This is a genomic window from Sinomicrobium pectinilyticum (assembly GCF_003725735.1).
Taxonomy (GTDB): Bacteria; Bacteroidota; Bacteroidia; order Flavobacteriales; family Flavobacteriaceae; genus Sinomicrobium; species Sinomicrobium pectinilyticum.
In genome coordinates, this window is the sequence record NZ_RJTM01000158.1 from 1 (window position 1) to 18,974 (window position 18,974).

At 46.0% G+C, this 18,974-nt stretch carries 12 protein-coding genes and 2 tRNA genes; 5 read left to right on the forward strand and 9 right to left on the reverse strand.

The window, feature by feature from the left end; translation table 11 throughout:
• Positions 1-190: 190 nt before the first annotated feature.
• From cysQ to ED312_RS20680, 4 genes are all read right to left on the reverse strand, one after another.
• Positions 191-988: a 3'(2'),5'-bisphosphate nucleotidase CysQ gene (gene cysQ / locus ED312_RS20665; protein WP_123217924.1), complete on the reverse strand. Its 798-nt coding sequence runs from the start codon at positions 986-988 to the stop codon at positions 191-193.
• Position 989: 1 nt separating this feature from the next.
• Positions 990-2,246: a sulfate adenylyltransferase subunit CysN gene (gene cysN, locus ED312_RS20670; RefSeq protein ID WP_123217925.1), complete on the reverse strand. Its 1,257-nt coding sequence runs from the start codon at positions 2,244-2,246 to the stop codon at positions 990-992.
• Positions 2,247-2,272: 26 nt separating this feature from the next.
• Complete coding sequence (cysD, locus tag ED312_RS20675; RefSeq protein WP_123217952.1) at positions 2,273-3,178, reverse strand: sulfate adenylyltransferase subunit CysD; 906 nt, start codon at positions 3,176-3,178, stop codon at positions 2,273-2,275.
• 395 nt (positions 3,179-3,573) lie between these two features.
• Entirely contained in the window at positions 3,574-4,623 is a 1,050-nt protein-coding gene (locus tag ED312_RS20680; RefSeq protein WP_123217926.1) for a LacI family DNA-binding transcriptional regulator, read from the reverse strand.
• Positions 4,624-4,802: 179 nt separating this feature from the next.
• Here ED312_RS20680 and ED312_RS20685 point away from each other — a divergent pair, with 179 nt between their 5' ends.
• The gene (locus ED312_RS20685; RefSeq protein ID WP_123217927.1) at positions 4,803-5,924 is read left to right on the forward strand and encodes a mevalonate kinase family protein; all 1,122 of its coding nucleotides are present in this window, start codon (positions 4,803-4,805) and stop codon (positions 5,922-5,924) included.
• 649 nt (positions 5,925-6,573) lie between these two features.
• Positions 6,574-7,455, forward strand: a complete 882-nt coding sequence (locus tag ED312_RS20690; RefSeq protein WP_240643159.1) for a sugar phosphate nucleotidyltransferase — start codon at positions 6,574-6,576, stop codon at positions 7,453-7,455.
• 581 nt (positions 7,456-8,036) lie between these two features.
• On the opposite strand, the gene ED312_RS20695 is transcribed toward ED312_RS20690, so the two are convergent.
• The 5 genes from ED312_RS20695 to ED312_RS20715 form a co-directional block, all read right to left on the reverse strand.
• Positions 8,037-9,356, reverse strand: coding sequence for a DUF3472 domain-containing protein (locus tag ED312_RS20695; RefSeq protein ID WP_123217928.1), 1,320 nt, complete (start codon positions 9,354-9,356; stop codon positions 8,037-8,039).
• 19 nt (positions 9,357-9,375) lie between these two features.
• Positions 9,376-11,022: a RagB/SusD family nutrient uptake outer membrane protein gene (locus tag ED312_RS20700; RefSeq protein WP_123217929.1), complete on the reverse strand. Its 1,647-nt coding sequence runs from the start codon at positions 11,020-11,022 to the stop codon at positions 9,376-9,378.
• A gap of 17 nt (positions 11,023-11,039) precedes the next feature.
• Positions 11,040-13,988 (reverse strand): SusC/RagA family TonB-linked outer membrane protein, encoded by a 2,949-nt coding sequence (locus ED312_RS20705; protein ID WP_123217930.1) that lies wholly within the window; start codon positions 13,986-13,988, stop codon positions 11,040-11,042.
• Between the two features lie 80 nt (positions 13,989-14,068).
• Positions 14,069-15,427 (reverse strand): Gfo/Idh/MocA family protein, encoded by a 1,359-nt coding sequence (locus ED312_RS20710; protein ID WP_123217931.1) that lies wholly within the window; start codon positions 15,425-15,427, stop codon positions 14,069-14,071.
• Between the two features lie 234 nt (positions 15,428-15,661).
• Positions 15,662-17,143, reverse strand: coding sequence for a Na+/H+ antiporter NhaC family protein (locus tag ED312_RS20715; protein ID WP_123217932.1), 1,482 nt, complete (start codon positions 17,141-17,143; stop codon positions 15,662-15,664).
• A gap of 532 nt (positions 17,144-17,675) precedes the next feature.
• Here ED312_RS20715 and ED312_RS20720 point away from each other — a divergent pair.
• From ED312_RS20720 to ED312_RS20730, 3 genes are all read left to right on the forward strand, one after another.
• A tRNA-Met gene (locus tag ED312_RS20720) sits at positions 17,676-17,748 on the forward strand.
• Between the two features lie 35 nt (positions 17,749-17,783).
• Positions 17,784-17,858 (forward strand) — tRNA-Val (locus ED312_RS20725).
• Positions 17,859-18,080: 222 nt separating this feature from the next.
• A complete protein-coding gene (locus ED312_RS20730) occupies positions 18,081-18,581 on the forward strand; it encodes an ecotin (protein ID WP_206363294.1) in 501 nt (166 codons plus the stop codon).
• Positions 18,582-18,974: the final 393 nt, after the last annotated feature.

Here is an 18,974-nt window from a genome sequence, read left to right on the forward strand (position 1 = left end):
CAAAAGTAAAAGAAACCGGAACTCAACAGGGACTGCATGGCGGAGCCGGGGCACACAGCCTCTTCTGTGGCTTTAATGTGACACAATACCATATCCGTGTATCCGTAGCCGGAATACCCGGGTATGCTATCTCATAAAAAAAGCCATTTCCTATAAGGAAACGGCTTCTGTGTTTCGGAAGCAAATTGCATTACTGCACAAGGAACCAGTTATTCAGCAAGTTTTCCCTGTTGTATTTCATTTCTTCTTTAGTGGTATAATCGATGACCTTAAAACCGGCATGTTCACAGATCGCCTGCCCGGCCGCGGTATCCCATTCCATGGTAGGGGCAAAACGGGGATAACAATCCGCTTCTCCCTCGGCCACCATACAAAGTTTAAGGGAACTGCCTTTGGAGAGGATATTTACACTTCCGTGCTCTTCTTTCAACGCATTGATAAACCGTCTTGTTTCCGGGGAAAGGTGGGATCTGCTGGCGACAATGGTATATGCCTTTTTATTTTTTTTGGCGGGAAGTTTCACGGAGTCCGACATCCGTTTTTTCAATGTACCGTTTTCCAGGGTTATGTCTTCGCATTTAAACGAGCCTTTTTCCTTACCGGAAAAGTAGAGTGTCCGGGATGCGGGCACATAAATCACGCCCAGCACGGGGATTTGGTGATGAATAAGTGCAATATTAACCGTGAATTCCCCGTTCTTTTTGATAAATTCCTTGGTACCGTCTATGGGATCTACTATCCATAGCTGCTCCCATTTTTTTCTTTCTTCATACGGAAGATGCCTGCCTTCTTCAGAAAGTACGGGAATACCTGTTTTACCGAGATATTCCATAATTATATGATGGGCGGCCACATCTGCAGTGGTAAGCGGAGAATTGTCGGGTTTGTAATCCACACCAAAATCCCCGCTATTGTATATTTCCATTATTTTCTCCCCGGCATCCAGGCTTGCCCGTATGGCTATGTCCAGGAGTTGGTCTGATTCCATATTAAACGATCATTCCTGCTGCGACTGTTTCGTTGGTGCCTTCATCGACCAGTATCAGGCTCCCTGTAGTACGGTTTTGTTGATACGAATCGAACATAAGGGGTTGGGTGGTACGTATTTTTACTTTTAAAATATCGTTCATTCCGATCTCCTTATCCTCCAGGTTCCTGTCAAACGTATTGATATCCACTTTATAAAGCACTTCCTTGATCATTGCCTTTTGTTCATTGGAAGTGTGCCTTATGGTGTATTTGGCCCTGGGGCGGGCAGGATTGGCATGTAACCAGCACAGCATAACATCGAGATCCTGGGATGCTTCGGGCTGATTATTGGTCCGCACGATCATATCGCCACGGCTGATATCGATATCATCTTCCAGGGTGATGGATACGGACATAGGCGCAAAGGCTTCTTCCAGTTCACCATCTAATGTATCTATTGATTTAATACGTGAAGTAAAGCCCGAAGGAAGTACGGTTACCTCATCTCCCTTGTAGAAAATACCACTTGCTATCCGCCCGGCATAACCGCGATAATCCCTGAACTCTTCGCTTTGCGGCCGCAATACGGTCTGGACGGGGAAACGGGCATCCACTTTATTGGTATCGCTGCTGATATGCATATTTTCCAGGGTATGCAATAAAGTAGCCCCTTCATACCACGGCATATTCTCCGAACGGTTCACCACATTATCACCAAGCAAGGCACTGATAGGCCGGAAACGGATGTCTTTTACCAGCAGCTTGGAAGAGAATTCCTCGAACTGGCTCACGATATTGTTAAATACTTCTTCCGAAAAATCCACGAGGTCCATTTTATTAATACAAACTATGATATGTGGTATTTGCAGAAGAGAAGCGATAAAGGCATGTCGTTTGGTCTGTTCGATCACCCCGTGGCGGGCATCTACCAGGATAATGGCGGCATTGGCCGTAGAAGCACCTGTGACCATATTCCGGGTATACTGAATATGCCCGGGAGTATCGGCAATAATAAATTTTCGTTTAGGCGTCGTGAAATAACGATACGCTACATCAATGGTAATCCCCTGTTCCCGTTCATCGCGAAGTCCATCCGTAAACAAGGCCAGATCCACACCTACATGCCCTTTTTTCTTACTGGTGGCTTCCACAGCTTCCAGCTGGTCCTCGAATATAGATTTGGAGTCATATAATAAACGGCCTATCAACGTACTTTTTCCGTCATCTACACTGCCGGCCGTAGTAAATCGCAATAACTGACTATTATCTAGTTGCATGTTTTCTTTCTTTAATCCTTAGTATGTTAGAAATATCCCTGGCGTTTCCTGTCCTCCATAGCCGTTTCCGAACGTTTGTCATCCGAACGGTTACCACGCTCCGTCTGCCTCATGGCCGCAACTTCCTCGGCAATTTTTTCTACGGTGTCCGCTTCGGATTCTATTCCGCCGGTAATAGTAATATCGCCAAGTGTACGGAAACGTATTTTTTTGGTGATTACTTCTTCGTGTTCCTCCAGTTTCAGGAATTCCGAATTGGGTATCCAGGAATTGTTGCGCCATACGACTTCTCTTTCATGGGCGAAATAGAGGGAAGGAATTTTGATATTCTCTCTCTTTATATAGTTCCACACATCCATTTCCGTCCAGTTGCTTATGGGGAATGCCCGGAAGTGCTCTCCTTCGAAATGTTTACCGTTGAAGATGTTCCATAACTCCGGACGCTGGTTTTTAGGGTCCCACTGCCCGAAATCGTCCCGGTGCGAAAAGAAGCGTTCTTTGGCCCTGGCTTTTTCTTCGTCCCGGCGCCCTCCTCCTATGGCACAGTCTATCTTGTTTTCTTCTATGGCGTCCAGTAAAGTAGTGATCTGAAGGGCATTCCGGGTGGCGTTCTTCCCCCTTTCTTCAGCTACACGTCCTTTATCTATGGATTCCTGTACCGAACCTACGATAAGCCTTGCTCCCAGACTTTCTATGAGCCTGTCCCGGAATTCTATAGTTTCCGGAAAATTATGACCGGTATCTACATGCATCAGCGCAAAAGGTATTTTGGCAGGATAAAACGCTTTACGCGCCAAATGGGTTACTACGATAGAATCTTTACCTCCCGAAAAAAGAATAACGGGATTCTGAAACTGCGCCCATACCTCACGCAATACGTATATAGCCTCCGATTCGAGTTCATCGAGGTAATTCAGATAATATTTACTCATGGTTTCTACGCTTAACTCTAGTTCCTTTTCCAACATCTTTTTAACTTTTACCGGTACGACTTAATAGTCTACAAAATTACTAGACTTTTGTTATAATCAAACACCTACAACGTTTTTTTTTCGTTATTTAGAGCGAATTCAGTATTTACCCGGTAAAAAATTGTTTTCAGAAAGATATTAATTCACTATAAATCAGCAGCATAAAACAAAACAGAGGAAGAATCGAAACATTATTAAATAATTGTGTGGCAGTGCCTTAAATCGTGGATATCCAAAAAAGCAGAGTCCCGATCATACCCATGCAACAGAACATTCCGGAAACAAATGAACCGTACTGATCATTTCTTTTTACTACTGATCTGCCAAAAAAAGGGATGAAAGGCTGTTCTCTACACTTATTCCAGGTAATGCATATAATTTTCGGAAGTTATAATATCTATAGGTAAGAGTTTGTTATCCGGTATTTTCTTATCGAAGGCAAAGTATTCGGAAAGATAGCTTACACCGAGATAGGCCTGTTGTTTCGGGTTCTGATGAATGAGAAAATCAATGCTGCCGGAACGGAGACATTCGATATTTTTATCTATAAGGTCATAGCCCACAACGGAAACGGCGGGTCCTGTTTGCGGAAGTGCTTCGGCGAGAAGATAGGCCTTGGATGTGGTGACGAATATCCCGGATATCCCCGGGTTGTCTTTCAGAAAGTCTTTAACGGATTTCCGTACGTTCTTTATATCTTTATGCGGCACTTTGTGTGTTACGATATCATATCCCTGTTTAAGACCTTCGAAATAATCCCGGAAGCCCTTTTCCTTTTCCTGCATGTGGATGGCGTTTTTATAGGCCTCATCCATGTGCACCACAGCCGCCTGTTTTTTATTCCCCAGCAGCATATGCATCAGTTTACCGGCCACCCTTCCGCTCCGGTGCAGGTCCTGGCCTATAAAACTCCTGGTATTGTCCGCACTGAGGTAACTGTTGAAGGTGGCCAGGGTAACATTGTTCTTTTTGCAACTTTCCACAAAAGTAAGGGCCTCCTTATAAAAGAGAGGGACAAACACCACACCGTCGGGTTTGTTCTTCAGCACTTCTTTGCTTTTGGAGATGAAACTCTTGGTAGCGGAAGGATCGAACAGGAAGGTTTCGATCATCACTCCAAACGCCTGGAATTCGCCGGCTGCCGTTTCTATCCCTTCTACGCAAGGAGCCCAGTAGGCGTCCTTTTCCGGGTCGGGTATCAGTACCAAAAGCCTGTATATCTTGTTTTTTTTGAGATTCCTGGCAACCAGATTAGGCTGATAATCAATCTCTTTCAGTATTTTGGTGATTTTCTCATGGGCCTTTTTAGATACCTTGCCCCTCTTGTGGATTACCCTGTCCACAGTACCTTTAGAAACACCGGCCATAAAGGCTATATCCGCGATGGTGTATTTTTTCTTAAGCATTGCTTTTATTTAACATTCAAATATATAAAAATAATTAATTCTTTTTTTAATTTTGTGCTCGAACACACATTTCATATATTTGTTCTGTCCCAAAAAGGGATTTTATATTTTAGCCATATCGGAACATATTAACAGGCACGGACAGTGCTTTTTAGTTTTGATGAGATAACATGAATTACATGACCAACTTAAAAAAATCAGAAGAAATACTTTCCATAGCCCCGGGCCGGGTATGCCTCTTCGGAGATCACCAGGATTACCTGGGGCTTCCCGTAATTGCCTGTGCCATTAACCGGTTTGTAAGACTTAAAGCTACGGAGAACGATACAAAACGGTTTAACCTGCTGTTACCGGACCTCAATGACCAAAGGAGCATTGCCCTGGATGTTTCGGCCGATAAACTCACTTACCGGGATTACCTGGTTTCTTCGCTCAAAGTTTTACACCGCTACGGTTGCAGGCCGGACAGGGGATATGATATAGAGATCCGGGGCGAAGTGCCGATGAACGCGGGAATATCGAGCTCGACCGCTGTTGTGGTTGCCTGGGTGAATTTCCTGGCCACTACCTTTGGCACGGACCGGGAGATAACCCCTGCCCTGCTTTCCCAGATCGCTTATGAAGCGGAAGTCCTGGAACATGGCGAACCGGGGGGAAAGATGGACCAGTACAGTATAGGCGTGGGGAACATTGTTTATATAGAAACCGGGGACGATTTTTCCTGCCAGGTCATCGGCAACAAACTGGAGGGGCTTATTGTAGCGGAATCCGGTATACCCAAAGAAACCATAGGGACATTGAGCAGGCTGAAAAGCAATGCTCTGAAAGCTGTTGCGCATATAAAAAACACGTACGGAAATTTTGTACTGGAAGACACCGTTCCGGAAGAGATTCCGCAATACCTGGACATACTTCCGGAAGAACTGCACCCGTTCTTCGAGGCTGCCGTGAGAAACCATGCCTGTACCCGGCAGGCATTGGAAATACTGAAAGGAGAAGATCCGGATATGAAATATCTGGGGAGCCTGATGAACGAGCATCACAACATTTTGCGCGACCTGCTGCACATTACCGTACCCCGGATAGATGCCATGGTGGAAGCGGCACTACAGGCCGGCGCTTACGGAGCCAAGATAGTCGGCTCCGGGGGCGGGGGCAGTATTGTAATCATTGCCCCGGAAAAACAACAGGATGTTATCTGCGCCCTCAAAAATGCCGGGGCCAGGGATGCCTATGAAGTATCCGTAGACCAGGGAGCGAGAATAGTGAATCCTGTGGTAAAAACAAATGGTAAACCCTGAGCGGGACACACCGTGCCACGGCAGTCAGGAATAGGTATTGGAAGTGGGAAGGATCGTTAATGAGTTATTAGGTTACTAACTTAACATTTATTAACTCCATATCTGTAGACCGGGAAACGAAGATAGGGAATGATGTGGTAAAATGAGATAACAAGTCAGAAAAGGAACAGGTAACGACCCCAAGACCAGGGGAAAATGACAGAATTGATATGGTTATTGAGTTTAGTACTGCTGCATTAAATTTTGATGACGAGTTAACTTAGTGTTCTTTGAGCATACTCGGGGTCCTTTGTGGTTGATATTTAACCACAGAGAACGCGAAGGCTTACACAAAATTCACAAAGGCAAATTCAAATCAAAAAAACAAAAAACATGTTTAAGGCCAGTTATACTAGCATTTTACCAGGACTGATTAAAAATTAACGCATCGCTACCACATTGAGTTAATGGGTTACCAGGTTATTTAGTCCACATTTATTAACTCCGTATCCGTAGACCGGGAAACAAAAATAGTGGGGCCTCGTGGTATAAAACACATGGCAAATCCTGACCGAAGTTTAGGAAGAGATAATGAAATTGATATAGTGATTGGTGTTGACTCATTGACTCATTTGACTCAACAACTCATAAACCTGACAATAAAAACACTATGAAAGACATGCACGACAACCTGATTATTTTAGCGGGAGGAGCTTCTTCCCGGATGAAAAAACCGACGCAATCCGCATCACTTACGGAAGAAGAGATCAACCAGGCCAACGAACGCAGCAAGGGACTCATCGGGGTAGGCCCCAACGGCAGGCCCTTGCTCGATTACGTTCTCTACAATGCCCGGAAAGCCGGGTACAAGAACATCTATATCGTAATCAGTGAAAAAGGCGGGCTGTTCAAAGAATTCTACGGCAACAATACCAGGGACAACGATTTTCACGGACTGAATATCTCTTTTGCGGTACAGTACATCCCCGAAGGAAGGGAAAAACCCTATGGGACGGCGGATGCGCTCTTCCAGGCGGTGGAACAATACCCGGAACTGAACAGGCAGGCCTATTCCGTATGCAACAGCGACAACCTCTACTCTGCCGAAGCTTTGCTGGAACTTCGAAAAGCGGAAGCCCCAAATGCATTTATCGCCTATGACCGGGATTCCCTGGAATTCCCGCACGAAAGGGTATCGCGCTTTGCCGTTGCCCACATGGACAACGACAATGCTTTACTCAATATCGTAGAAAAACCGGCCGTAGACGACATTCCGAAATACGCGGATGAAAACGGTAAGATACGGGTAAGCATGAACGCTTTTAAATTTAACGGAAAAGTCTTTTATCCTTACCTGAAAAACTGCCCGGTCCACCCGGAAAGGAATGAAAAGGAACTTCCTACCGCCTTGCTGAACATGATCAGCGATTTTCCGGGGACGGCTATCGGCATCCCTTTTGCGGAACACGTCCCGGATCTCACCGCCAAAGATGATATCGTGGATGTTAAAAAATACCTGGAAAAACATTTTCCCGTACTGGACTGGGAGTAATCGGAATACCAAAGCCAGAATTACAGGGATAGCAGAAATGTTATCCCTTTTTTAATGCGTGACAGGAATAGCATTGTCTTAAAGGGCCACCTCCCCGGCCCTCAATACACACCCCCAACCCCTCTCGAGAGGGGAGCTGTAACGTTTTTTCAAAAGATGGGAACTTCCCCCTTGAGGCAATGCACTGAGCATTCGAGGTAGAGCTACCCGAGCGATGGTTGCTGAGTTTATCGAAGTAAGCAACGAGGAGGGTTTGAAATCCCGGACCGTAGGATAAACGTAAATTTTTGCGTTTAAACGCCAAAGTTCGGGCTGGTCAAACTCCCCGTCCCGCAAGCGGTCCACCCCTCTTCATCTGAAGATGGGAGCCCTAAAAGGCTGTCAGATATAAATAAATCCGCTTAACCAAATGGCATTGCCCCGAAAGGGAGCAATAAAAAAACATCCGTGCATCCGTGGCTAGTAAAAAACTTCTCTTTCCATGTAAAAATAAAAAACCGCCCTGTATGCACAGGACGGCTTTTGCCAAATCAAAATAACTAAAAACAAAAACTAAAGTGCTGTTCTTTTCGTCAGCCGTTTTATTCCAGTACGGACAGGTCCACCGAAGGAGGTACTCCCGTGGCTTCCCTGGTGTGATAGCTGTCTACCTCTGTATTTTCACTGAAAAAACCGCAGTTTTTCATAAAGAACCCGGTCCCTTCCACGCCTCCGGCATAATCCATACGGGCTTCTTTCCGGGCCGTGGCATCTGCGGTGAATTTAACCTTTGTAAGCTCGTGCCACTCCCCGGAGGTGTCTCTTACCCATTGATTGGTATAAAGACCTTTACGGCTTTTAAACCCGGTTTCGGTCCGGAAATTCTCCAGGAAAGAATGCGGCCTGGTGAGATAGGTACTGGTATGCGGCCTTCTGAAGCTGGCAATAAGCTGCCACTCCCCGATCTCCGGGGCATAGAACCAGGCGGTAAAATCGGTAGAGTTATTTTCCGAAGGTTGTCCCTTCAGTAAAAACTTGTATGTTGCCCCCGCCTTCCACATGAATTTCTTATAGCTTTGCCCGCCCGAGCCTTCGTTACCGAATTCACCGGCGTGTACACCTTCTCCTTTGTCCAGCAGTATAATTTTATAATCATCCGGGATACTGGAAGGATCGTCCGTTTCGTAAGGGCTCCACACCGAAAATAACACCCTGCGTTCCGCCTCCGAGTTTACCTGGATACCGAAATATCCCTGGCCGAACCCGTTGGCCATAAAATAAGAGCCGAGAACGTCTTCTCCTTCCGGCACGGTGATCTCGTTATAAAACCAAAGGATATCCTCCGTAGTAGGCACTTCGTAATTGAGATGCACGGAAGGGCCTCTCCTGCCCCAGTAAAAATCATCCTTTACGTAATATACCTTTTCCGTGGTAGCACTTCCTCCCAGGAGGATTTCATTGACATCGGCTATATAAGCGGACGATTTCTCCTTGCCCTGCAATTCCACATAATAGTAACCGGGGGCTTCTACTTCGAATATGCCTACGGGGACATCTTCATAATCGGTGTTTTCGAGGGTTATTTCCCTGGTTTCTTCTCCGAAAGTAACCTTGAGCACCGACGCCCCCGTCGGTGCCTTGGCATTCAGGCCTACATGGACTTCCCCCGCCCTGCTCACTTTAAACCAGGTACGTATAATATGGTCCGTATCGGTCCAGTTGTGTATCCCGGAATCAAATATGATGTCTCCGTTGGCTTCCGGATTGTTCACCACCCAACTGTTCCCCCCGGGGGGAACACGGATGGAAAATTCCGGTTCACGGTCCTGATCGGGATCTCCCGGTATAATATTTCCGTTTACACAGGAGACAAGCAGTACGGTTGCCAGCACTGCAAAAAACTGTTTGATAAAATACGCCATAACTTAAGTGGTTTTTAGGTTAATCGTTCTGTATCAATGACGGTTGTGCATTGATCTGGTTTTCGGGAATATATTCTATTACACGGTTATCCGTGGGTTGCACTTCGTAATAGGGGTTGTTCCCGTTAAGGTGGGTCCCGGGATAACGCCTGTCCATCACCCGGTCGTTGCGGAAAACATCAAATTTACGGTGCCCTTCATAAGCAAATTCGAGACGGCGTTCGTCCAGCACTACATCGAGGACATCCTGACCTTCGGGTATGCCGGAAATATTTTCATAGGCAGGGATTCCTGCCCGTTCCCTGAGGACATCCACATTGGCAATGGCTTCACTTCCGTTACCCATCTTAGCATAGGCTTCCGCTTTGTTCAGGTACATTTCCGCCAGGCGGGAGACCACGGGAGACCATAACTGGGGAATGTTTTCCTGCATCGATGCTTTGAGGATGTAAAACTTGGGATAACCGTTTCGTTTTTCCATATCATAATCCTTGACAACATACACTTTGTTACCGCCATTCATAAAGTAGTACCTGGTATTTGCCCCGTCGGTTTCTTCCTGCACTTCCACATTGGTTTCCCCTTCTTTAAAATAGGTCTTTCCGTTCTGCTCAAAAGTTTTCCGGAACTGGTATTTATAGTCCGGATCCGTCCAGTAGACCGCCGGCACGAGATTATCGGCCTCATCCTCCAGGTACTGGGGTTCTATGAATTCTTTCCTGACATCTCCGGGGTGCCGGTTAATAAGGTCAAGGTATGAAGCGGAAGCATACATTTCTCCCCAGCCTACATTTTGTATACTGGCATATAAAGACCCGACCGTGTACCATCCGTTACTGTAATCGGATTCTTTATGGTACCGGAAACAGAAAATAGTTTCCGTGTTTTCTTCGGGTACTTTGGCAAAATATCTTCCCATTTCCGATTGGGGAACGAGTTGAAAGCGTCCTGAATTAATAACCTTATCGGCATATTCTATGGCCTTTTCGTTCTCTTCCATATAGAGATATACCCTGGACAGTAATGCCTGTGCCGCCTCTTTGGTAGCATAGGCATTGGTCTTTTCAATGTTCATCAGGGATTCTGCCTTTAACAGATCGGAAATTACCTGTTCGTATACTTCTCCTACCGTACTCCTGTCCGGAAGGTCGTTGACATCGGCAGTTAATTTGAGAGGTACACCGAGATTGGATGTTCCCTGGGCATAGGGCCTTCCGTAAACGTTTACCATCTGGAAAAAAACATAGGCCCGGAGGAAGTAATTCTCCCCGATAAGCTGGTCGGACTCCGGGGACTCGCCTTCTTCGATCAATGAGATTACCTTATTGCACCCCACTACTGCGCGGAAGCCCGAAGACCATAAGTCATTGGACCGGTAACTGTTTATGATATTGCGGTAATTGTACGCATAAAACAACGGATCGGTAGTGGTTCCGCTCAGGGAAACGTTGTCCCCGGGGTATTCGCTGTAACGGTGTAACTGCGGAGCAAATCCGTACCCGTCCGCATCTCCTTTCAATATGGAATAATTACCCAGCGTTACCGCTTCTATGGCTCCTTCGTTCTCAAAGAGTTCCTCTTCCCGGATATCCTCGTAGGGAAACCGGTCTACATTACAGGCGACTAAAGTGACCGCTGTAAAGATGGTATATATGATTCGTTTCATTGGTCTTTTGTCTTTGGTTAAAATGAGAGGTTTATCCCCAGTGTCAGTCTCTGGGATACCGGGTATAACATGCTGTAGTAGCCCACACCCTGTATGGGGTTATCGGGATCTACTCCTACTTCGGGGTCCATACCGGAGAAATCGGTAAACGTAAGCAGGTTGTCGCCTGACAAATACAGCTCGGCATTGGTAATACCTACGGAACTCAGCCAGGTTTCCGGGATGGCATATCCCAGTCTTATATTCCGCAACCGCAGGTAGCTGCCGTCTTCCAGGTACCTGGACGAGATTTTATTGGACAGGTTGTTCCCCCCGTATATCAATCTCGGGTGGGTGGCATTGTCCCCGGGTTGTTCCCACCTGCTCCAGCCATCGGCCAGGACCTGCTGGTTGTAGGTAGGGTAGGCCCCGTCGGCATCGTATAATTCCCGGCTGGAATTGTATATTTTTCCTCCTTTGCTGAACACGAAATTGGCGGACAGCGAAATTCCCTTATAGGCCAGCCTGGTGTTAAACCCTCCGTAAAAATCAGGGGAGGCTGTTCCTACTTTCTGCCTGGTCGCGGCATTGTAATCGGAGGTCTGCGATTTTTCACCGGTTTGCGGATCTACCACTTCCCATAGGGGATCGCCGGTTTGTGTATCTACACCGAGCCATTTGCGCATATACCAGGTATTGACATCTTCTCCTTTACGGAAGATCTTGGTATCGTTATTTATAATATCCTGGTTTTCGAACAATTCGGTAATCTCGTTCTTATTGGTACCGATATTGAAGCCTACACTCCAGGAAAAGGTATCGGTCGCAAAAGCATCGAAAGAGGCCGAAGCTTCATACCCGATATTTTTCACCCCTCCTATATTCTCCCAGTAACCGTCATACCCTGAAGATGCAGGCAGCTTTACGAAGTAGAGCAGGTCGGAAGTGTTCTTGTTGTAATATTCCAGGGAAAGGTTCAGTTTATTGAAGAACCTGGTATCTATACCGATGTTGGTCTGGTAGGATTTTTCCCAGGCAAGATCGTCATTTCGCAATTGCTTAAGGGCTGCGGCGGGCCTTCCGTCATAAGGATTGTCTACGGAATAAAGCTCGAACTGCGGGTACAGGTTATCGGGCCTGTTCCCCAGGGCACCGTAACTGGCCCTTAATTTTAACTGGTCGACTGTTTTCGAGTTGAAGAAATCCTCGTTGTGAATATTCCAGCCGGCACTAAAAGAATAGAATGTTCCGTATTGATTGTCGAGCCCGAAATTGGAGGCCCCGTCCCTGCGGAGCGATACCTGGGCGAGGTAACGGTCTGCGTAGCCGTAGTTGGCATTGAAAAGCACCGATTGCAGGGCGTATTCGTTCTTTGTTCCTCCTACTGCTCCGGGTGTTACCGTATTGTCCAGCACTTCATTACCGGAAATCAGCCCCCGGCCCGTAGCCGACATACTTTCATACACATAATCATTGTATTCGTAGGCCACGAGCGCATTAATACTGTGATCGCCGAATGTATTGGAATACCGCAGCATCTGGTTGGTAAACCTGGTGATCCTTTTGGAATCGAACTGGTACAGCTCACCGTTTACCGCCTGGCCGGAGGTAGATTGCGGATCGGTATAAGACTTGCTGTCACTCCTGAAAAGGGTATAACTGTTGGTGGAAATAAATTTCAGGTTAGGTAGTATCTCGAATTCGACATCAAAGTTGGAGTACAGGTTAAACTCGGTGCCCTTCGTATAATTCCATTGCAGGTCGTAGAGGTAATTACTCTGGTCTCTCCCGTACCAGGAACCGGAAAAATCTCTCGGGTTAATGAGGCTCCCGTCTCCGTCATAAGGGGAATCCCAGGGCAGGTTGAGGTACATCTGGTAGAGGGAATGCTGCCTGTTTTCGCGGGTATTGTAGTTTACGGCAAATTTAGGCTTCAGTGTAAGCCTGTCATTGACTTTATAATCGTGGTTCAGGCGAAAACTCAGCCGGTCGAATTCGTAATCCTTTACCGTACCGGTCTCGTCGTAATACCCCAAGGAAATAAATGTTTTGGACTTTTCTGTTCCGGATGTAAAGGTCAGCGTGTGGTCTTGTACCGTACCGGTTTTGGTACTGTTATCTATCCAGTTGTAATTATTCTGCAGTACATCTTCTGAAAACCAGTCGGGTATATTCCCGGGGTTGGTGAATTTACCGAAGTAATCGTATAACTGGTTGCCGTTCATGACCTCGAAATTCCCCTGGTTAAAAAAGGAAAAACCGGTTTTGGAGGAAAGAGTAAGCTGGCTTTTTCCCGCTTTACCCTGTTTGGTGGTTACTACCACCACCCCGTTAGCCCCCCGGGAACCGTAAAGTGAGGTTGCCGAAGCGTCTTTCAGTACCGAAACGGACTCTATTTCGTTAGGATTGAGATTGGGAGTGCCGTGTACTATGACACCATCCACCACCCAGAGCGGGCTCACGTTCCCGTTGATAGCAGCTATCCCCCGGATGCGGATGGCCGGAAGTGAGCCCGGCTGCCCGGACCCCTGCATGACCTGGACCCCGGAAGCTTTTCCCTGTAGCATGGTAGAGACATCGGGCGAGGTAATATCTGTCAGTTCCTCGGAGCTTACACTTTGTACCGATGCCGTTACATCCGACTTCTTTTGCGTACCGTACGCCACTACAACAACCTCTTCCAGTTGGGAGACGTCTTCCTTCAACTGTGCATTTACAGTTGTGCGGCCGTTTATGGCAATCACCTGCGGAACCATGCCAAGGTAAGAGATTTTGAGGGCAGTCCCCCCGTCGGGTACGGCGATGGTGTATTCGCCGTCCATGTTCGTGGAAGTTCCGACGGAAGTTCCTTCAACAACAATACTGGCCCCCATAATAGGGATACCCGCATCGTCAGTTACTACTCCTTTTACCGTCATTCCATTCTGTGCACGTACACACAAAAAAGCGGAAAAGAAGAAAGCTAAAATGATCCATACATTCTTCATAAAGTTTGAGTTTGAGTTAGTAGTTTAAAAGTAAACAACTTTTAATCCGGGTATTTCGCCGGTTAAAAGCTGTTAACAGGTCAATAAGTATCCTTTATCCAGTTATAAGGCTGCCGTCTTACCCAGAGCCCCCTGGTAAAGTCCGGAAAATCCTGGGGTTCCCCGTTGTTTTCTATGGATGCTTCCGAAAGCGGGGTGATGGCGCTCCATGCTGCGGCATCGTAAGCATCCAAAGGCGGCGCTATATTCTGTTTGGCAGATTCGACAAAGGCGTTGAGCACGAAGAAATCCATCCCGCCATGACCAGCCCCTGTGGCATGTTCCCCGAACTTCTGCCAGAGCGGGTGGTCGTACTTTTTAAGCCATTCCTTATCGGAATCCCAGCGGTGCGGTTGGGATTTTCCTTCTATATAGATGCGGTCACCGTCATTTTCCCATAACCCATTGGCGCCCTGCACCCGGAAACCGAGTGAATATGGTCTTGGCAGATTACAATCGTGCGTAACGATAATTGTTTCTCCTTTGGCCGTTTCTATAGTGGTAGTGATGACGTCTCCCTGCTTGAATTTAACTTTGGCATTCGGATGATCCTCTCCACCGTGCTTAACAATATAATTGTGAAGACCGATTGCCTTTGTAGCATTGGAAGTAAGGGACACAAAACGGTTTCCCCGGTTGATATCGCACATTACGGCTATGGGACCTGCGCCGTGTGTGGGATAGGTATCCCCGTTCCGCAATACGGAATGCCAGGTTCGCCACTTGGCTTCGGAGATGGCATTCTCGCCAAATTCCACGCCGCCTCCGTAAGGTTGTTTTCCGTTGTTGAATTTCACCTCACGCAGATCGTGCTGGTAACCACACCGGAAATGTACCAGTTCGCCGAAAACATTCTGTTTTACCATATTCAGTACGGCCAGGATATCTCTCCGGTAGTTTACATTCTCCAGGATCATGAGGTGCGATCCTGTTTCTTCATGGGTATTCACCAGGTCCCAGCACTCCTCCAGCGTATTGGCCGCGGAGACTTCGAGCCCGGTGTATTTCCCTGCCTTCATAGCGTCTACGGCCATACGGGTATGCCATAACCACGGTGTGGCGATCACTACGGCATCTACCTCTTTTAATTCCAGAAGATTGCGATAATCATAGTCGGAGTCCCCGAATACTTTCGGTTTCTTAAACCCGGCCTCCTCTATCTTTTTCAGGGCGATCTTGATCCTTTCCGGGTCCACATCACAAATAGCGGTAATTTCGAGGTCTTTTCGCTGCAGAGCGTTGTTCAGGTGATTGGTTCCCCTTAGCCCCACCCCTATGAACGCGAGCCTGAGTTTGCTGTCCGCCATACCGTATATATTCCCGAAAGACATATTAGGCATTACGGAAATCCCCGCTCCCGCTATAGCGGTTTTTTTGATAAAATCCCTTCTTGAACTCATTTCAGTCAGTATTATAGTTTGTTAATGTAATTCCGGATCAATGAACTCATTTATGCTTTCAATCAAAAAAATTTAAACGAATTCAATTTCTTTACGAAGAAATAAATTTTTTACTTAAAAACAAATGTGTTCGATAACAATTTTATATGACAAACAAAATTTTAACAGAATGTGAATGCCTGACGTTGCTTTTTTCTTGTATTTTTTGTAATAAAATAATACGGAACGGAATATTTAAACGGAGAGTATACCGAATACCAGGTAAAGCAGTGCGGTTAATATTCCGCCGATAAGGGCATATGGCAACTGGGTGTTTACGTGGTCTATATGATCGCTCCCGGATGCCATAGACGAAATGATGGAGGTATCGGAGATAGGCGAGCAATGGTCCCCGAAAACTCCGCCGCCCAGGGTTGCCGCCACTACCAGTGTTAATTCGGACTGGTGGACTTCGGCCATAGGCACGGCGATGGCCATCATAATGGCAAAAGTACCCCATGAAGTCCCTGTTGAAAACGCGATAAATGAACTGATCAGGAAAACAATAGCCGGCAGGAATTCCGGGGAGAGCCACTCCCTGGAAAAATCGGCTACAAATTCACCGGTCCCCAACCGGTTACAGGCCTCTCCGATGGCAAAAGCAAACAGCATCAGCAATGCCAGCGGCATCAGTTCGCTGATACCCTTTAAGGTAATATCGATCATTTCTTTTGTCTTCATAATACCCTGTGCCCTGTACATGACCATTGCTGTTAGGATCGAAGCCATAACAGCATATAACACGGCGGAAGAACCCGATCCCTGCCCGATAGACCGGAAAAGATGTTCTGAAAACGAAGTGGCACCTTCTACGTTTCCCCAGCCGGTGTATGCCAGGTTCACAGGCATCATAACAACCATGACCGCCAGGGGGACGATCATATTAAAAGCACGGGGTTTGATACCTTCTTTGGTTTCGAACGACGTTACTTCATCCGAAAGCATGGGTTTGGCATTGTCGTTCATTAGTTTTCCCGTTTCCCTCGTCCTTTGCTCTGCCTTTGCCATAGGACCTATATCTTTTTTGGCAAGAACAACCACCAGTACGATAATTATAGCGAGCAAAGGGTAAAAATTATAAGCAATGGAAGAGAGCATCAGTGAGAACGGGGCTTCGATCCCCTGGGTAACCAAAAGTCCCATGACAAATGCCCCCCAGGCGTTGAACGGAATGAGAATGGATGACGGTGCCGAGGTGGAGTCGGCTATATAAGCTAATTTTTCCCTCGGGATCTTAAGTTCGTCAAAAACCGGGCGGTACAACGTACCAACGGTCAGCGAACTGATGTTGGTCTCCACAAAAAGCAAAAGCCCGGTGAGCATGGCAAGTAATTGTACTATAACCCTGCTGTATCCTTTTTGTTTTTTTTCAAAATAGGCGATGAGCCTGTTCAGCTGAAGGATGAATCCTTCCACTCCTCGGGAATACTGGATAAACAACAGTAATGCCCCCACCAGGGCGCTGAACATAATGGTCCTGGTATTTCCGGGGGACTTGAATACATCTACAAGGCCTTCTATGGTTGCCAGTGTTCCGTTTAACACATTCCAGTCACTCATGATCAGCCATGAAAACCAGATACCGAAAAGCAGGGCCAGGTAAACCTGTTTTGTTCTCAGCGCAAGGATAATTGCCAATACCGGTGGTAAGACGGAGAGAAAGCCATAGTTGTCCATAGAGGTAAATAAAATATAAAAACCCGATACTAAACCACCCTACACGGAAAGGTGTATAGATCTTAATAAATAATCCTGCCCGTCCGGCGGGGGAAATTGCTCTTCAGTTATTGGTAACTGAGTTAGTAAGGCGACATATATAAACGCAATAACCTACTAACCCATTAACTTAATAACCGGACCATAATTTTCGCACCACGAAAGTGCTGTAATGATCCCCCATCCCGTAACTACCGGGACTATCGTGAGCAGGGTTTCAGACCCCAAACCGAAACCGGTAAAACCTGTCCTGGCCGGCGGGTGCAACACTAATGTCCGTACAGGCAGTAGCTCAGCACAAAATAGGGGATTTTTATTTAAAAAACCAATTCCCTAGCCTACGGGAAAAAATTTCCGGTTAATTTTAATTTCCCTGTTCATTTAACAACCTAATTTCCAACACTTCCGCTCTTCTTATGGAATAGCACCCCGAAAATATCGCATAATTGTTTGGTAGATCATAAAAACCTCGTATCTTTGCCACCGCAAACATCGCGGGATAGAGCAGTAGGTAGCTCGTCGGGCTCATAACCCGAAGGTCACTGGTTCGAGTCCAGTTCCCGCTACTACGAGAAGCCTCAGGAAACCCTGGGGCTTTTTTGGGTCATTAACTCAGTTGGTTTAGAGTGTCACCTTGACAGGGTGGAAGTCACTGGTTCGAGTCCAGTATGACCCACTTTTTTTAAGACGGTTTCAATAAGAGCATAATTTTCTGCTGTCTTTTTTCATATTGACGGATGAGAATTATATCATAACCACTGTTTATTCATATCAAGTCGTTTATTCCTCAAACCATACCCCACTTAAGTTTTTAAATTAATATAAGCTCAATTTAAAAAGGACCCTGTTTCTTATTCTGGCACAGCTTTTGAACAGCAGCTAAAAAAACACAACAAACATGAGAACAATATCCAAACAAACCGGTTTATTCTTTATCGTATTTTTATGCCTGAACACCGTAGCTATGGCGCAATCATCCGTATCCAAAATCGATCTGTCCATTTATCCCGAGCCGGAAAAAGGTTATAAACAAATGGTCATTGAGGTTCCGCATTCCGATAACGATGCAGCCAAAAAAATAGAATTTACGGTCGGCAAGTGGATGCAACTCGACGAATGTAATAAGCACGGCCTTCAGGGTATTATAGAACAGAAAGATTTAGAAGGCTGGGGATACTCATATTACATATTCAAATCAGACGGAAATGTCATGTCTACCCAAATGGCTTGCCCGGGAAACACTAAAGTTAACCAGTTCATTACATCCCAACCCGAAATGACAAGGTACAACGGGAAGTTACCTATTGTAATCTATATTCCCGAAGAATATGACGTACAGTTTAAAATATACAAAGCAGAAGCGGATACCTACCGGGCAAGCGAGGTCAAACATAAGTAGTTCGGTTTAGAGTCCCTATTAAATCCGGTACAGCCCGGGTTTCATGTGATCATAACAAGAGTATCAAAAAATTGATGCTCTTTTTTTATCCAGTCTTTTCAAAAAAATTTACAAATATTATTCTCCTGAATATGGATAAACACACATTTACTGCTAATAATCAGCGCTTTAATATTAAAAAAAACTTCTCTTCTTTTATAAATCGCCTGCTTTCATTTATAAATGGAAGGTACTTTATATCGAAGAGATTAACTTAGAAGAATCCAGATCAATTAATGGTGAACTGGCAGTGGCTATCATAGCCAGTTTAGCTGCTATAGGGACTGCTTTTGCATGGAGTTGGGACATAGATAGAGAACATGCTAGAAACCATTAATTTTTTATCAAAAATCA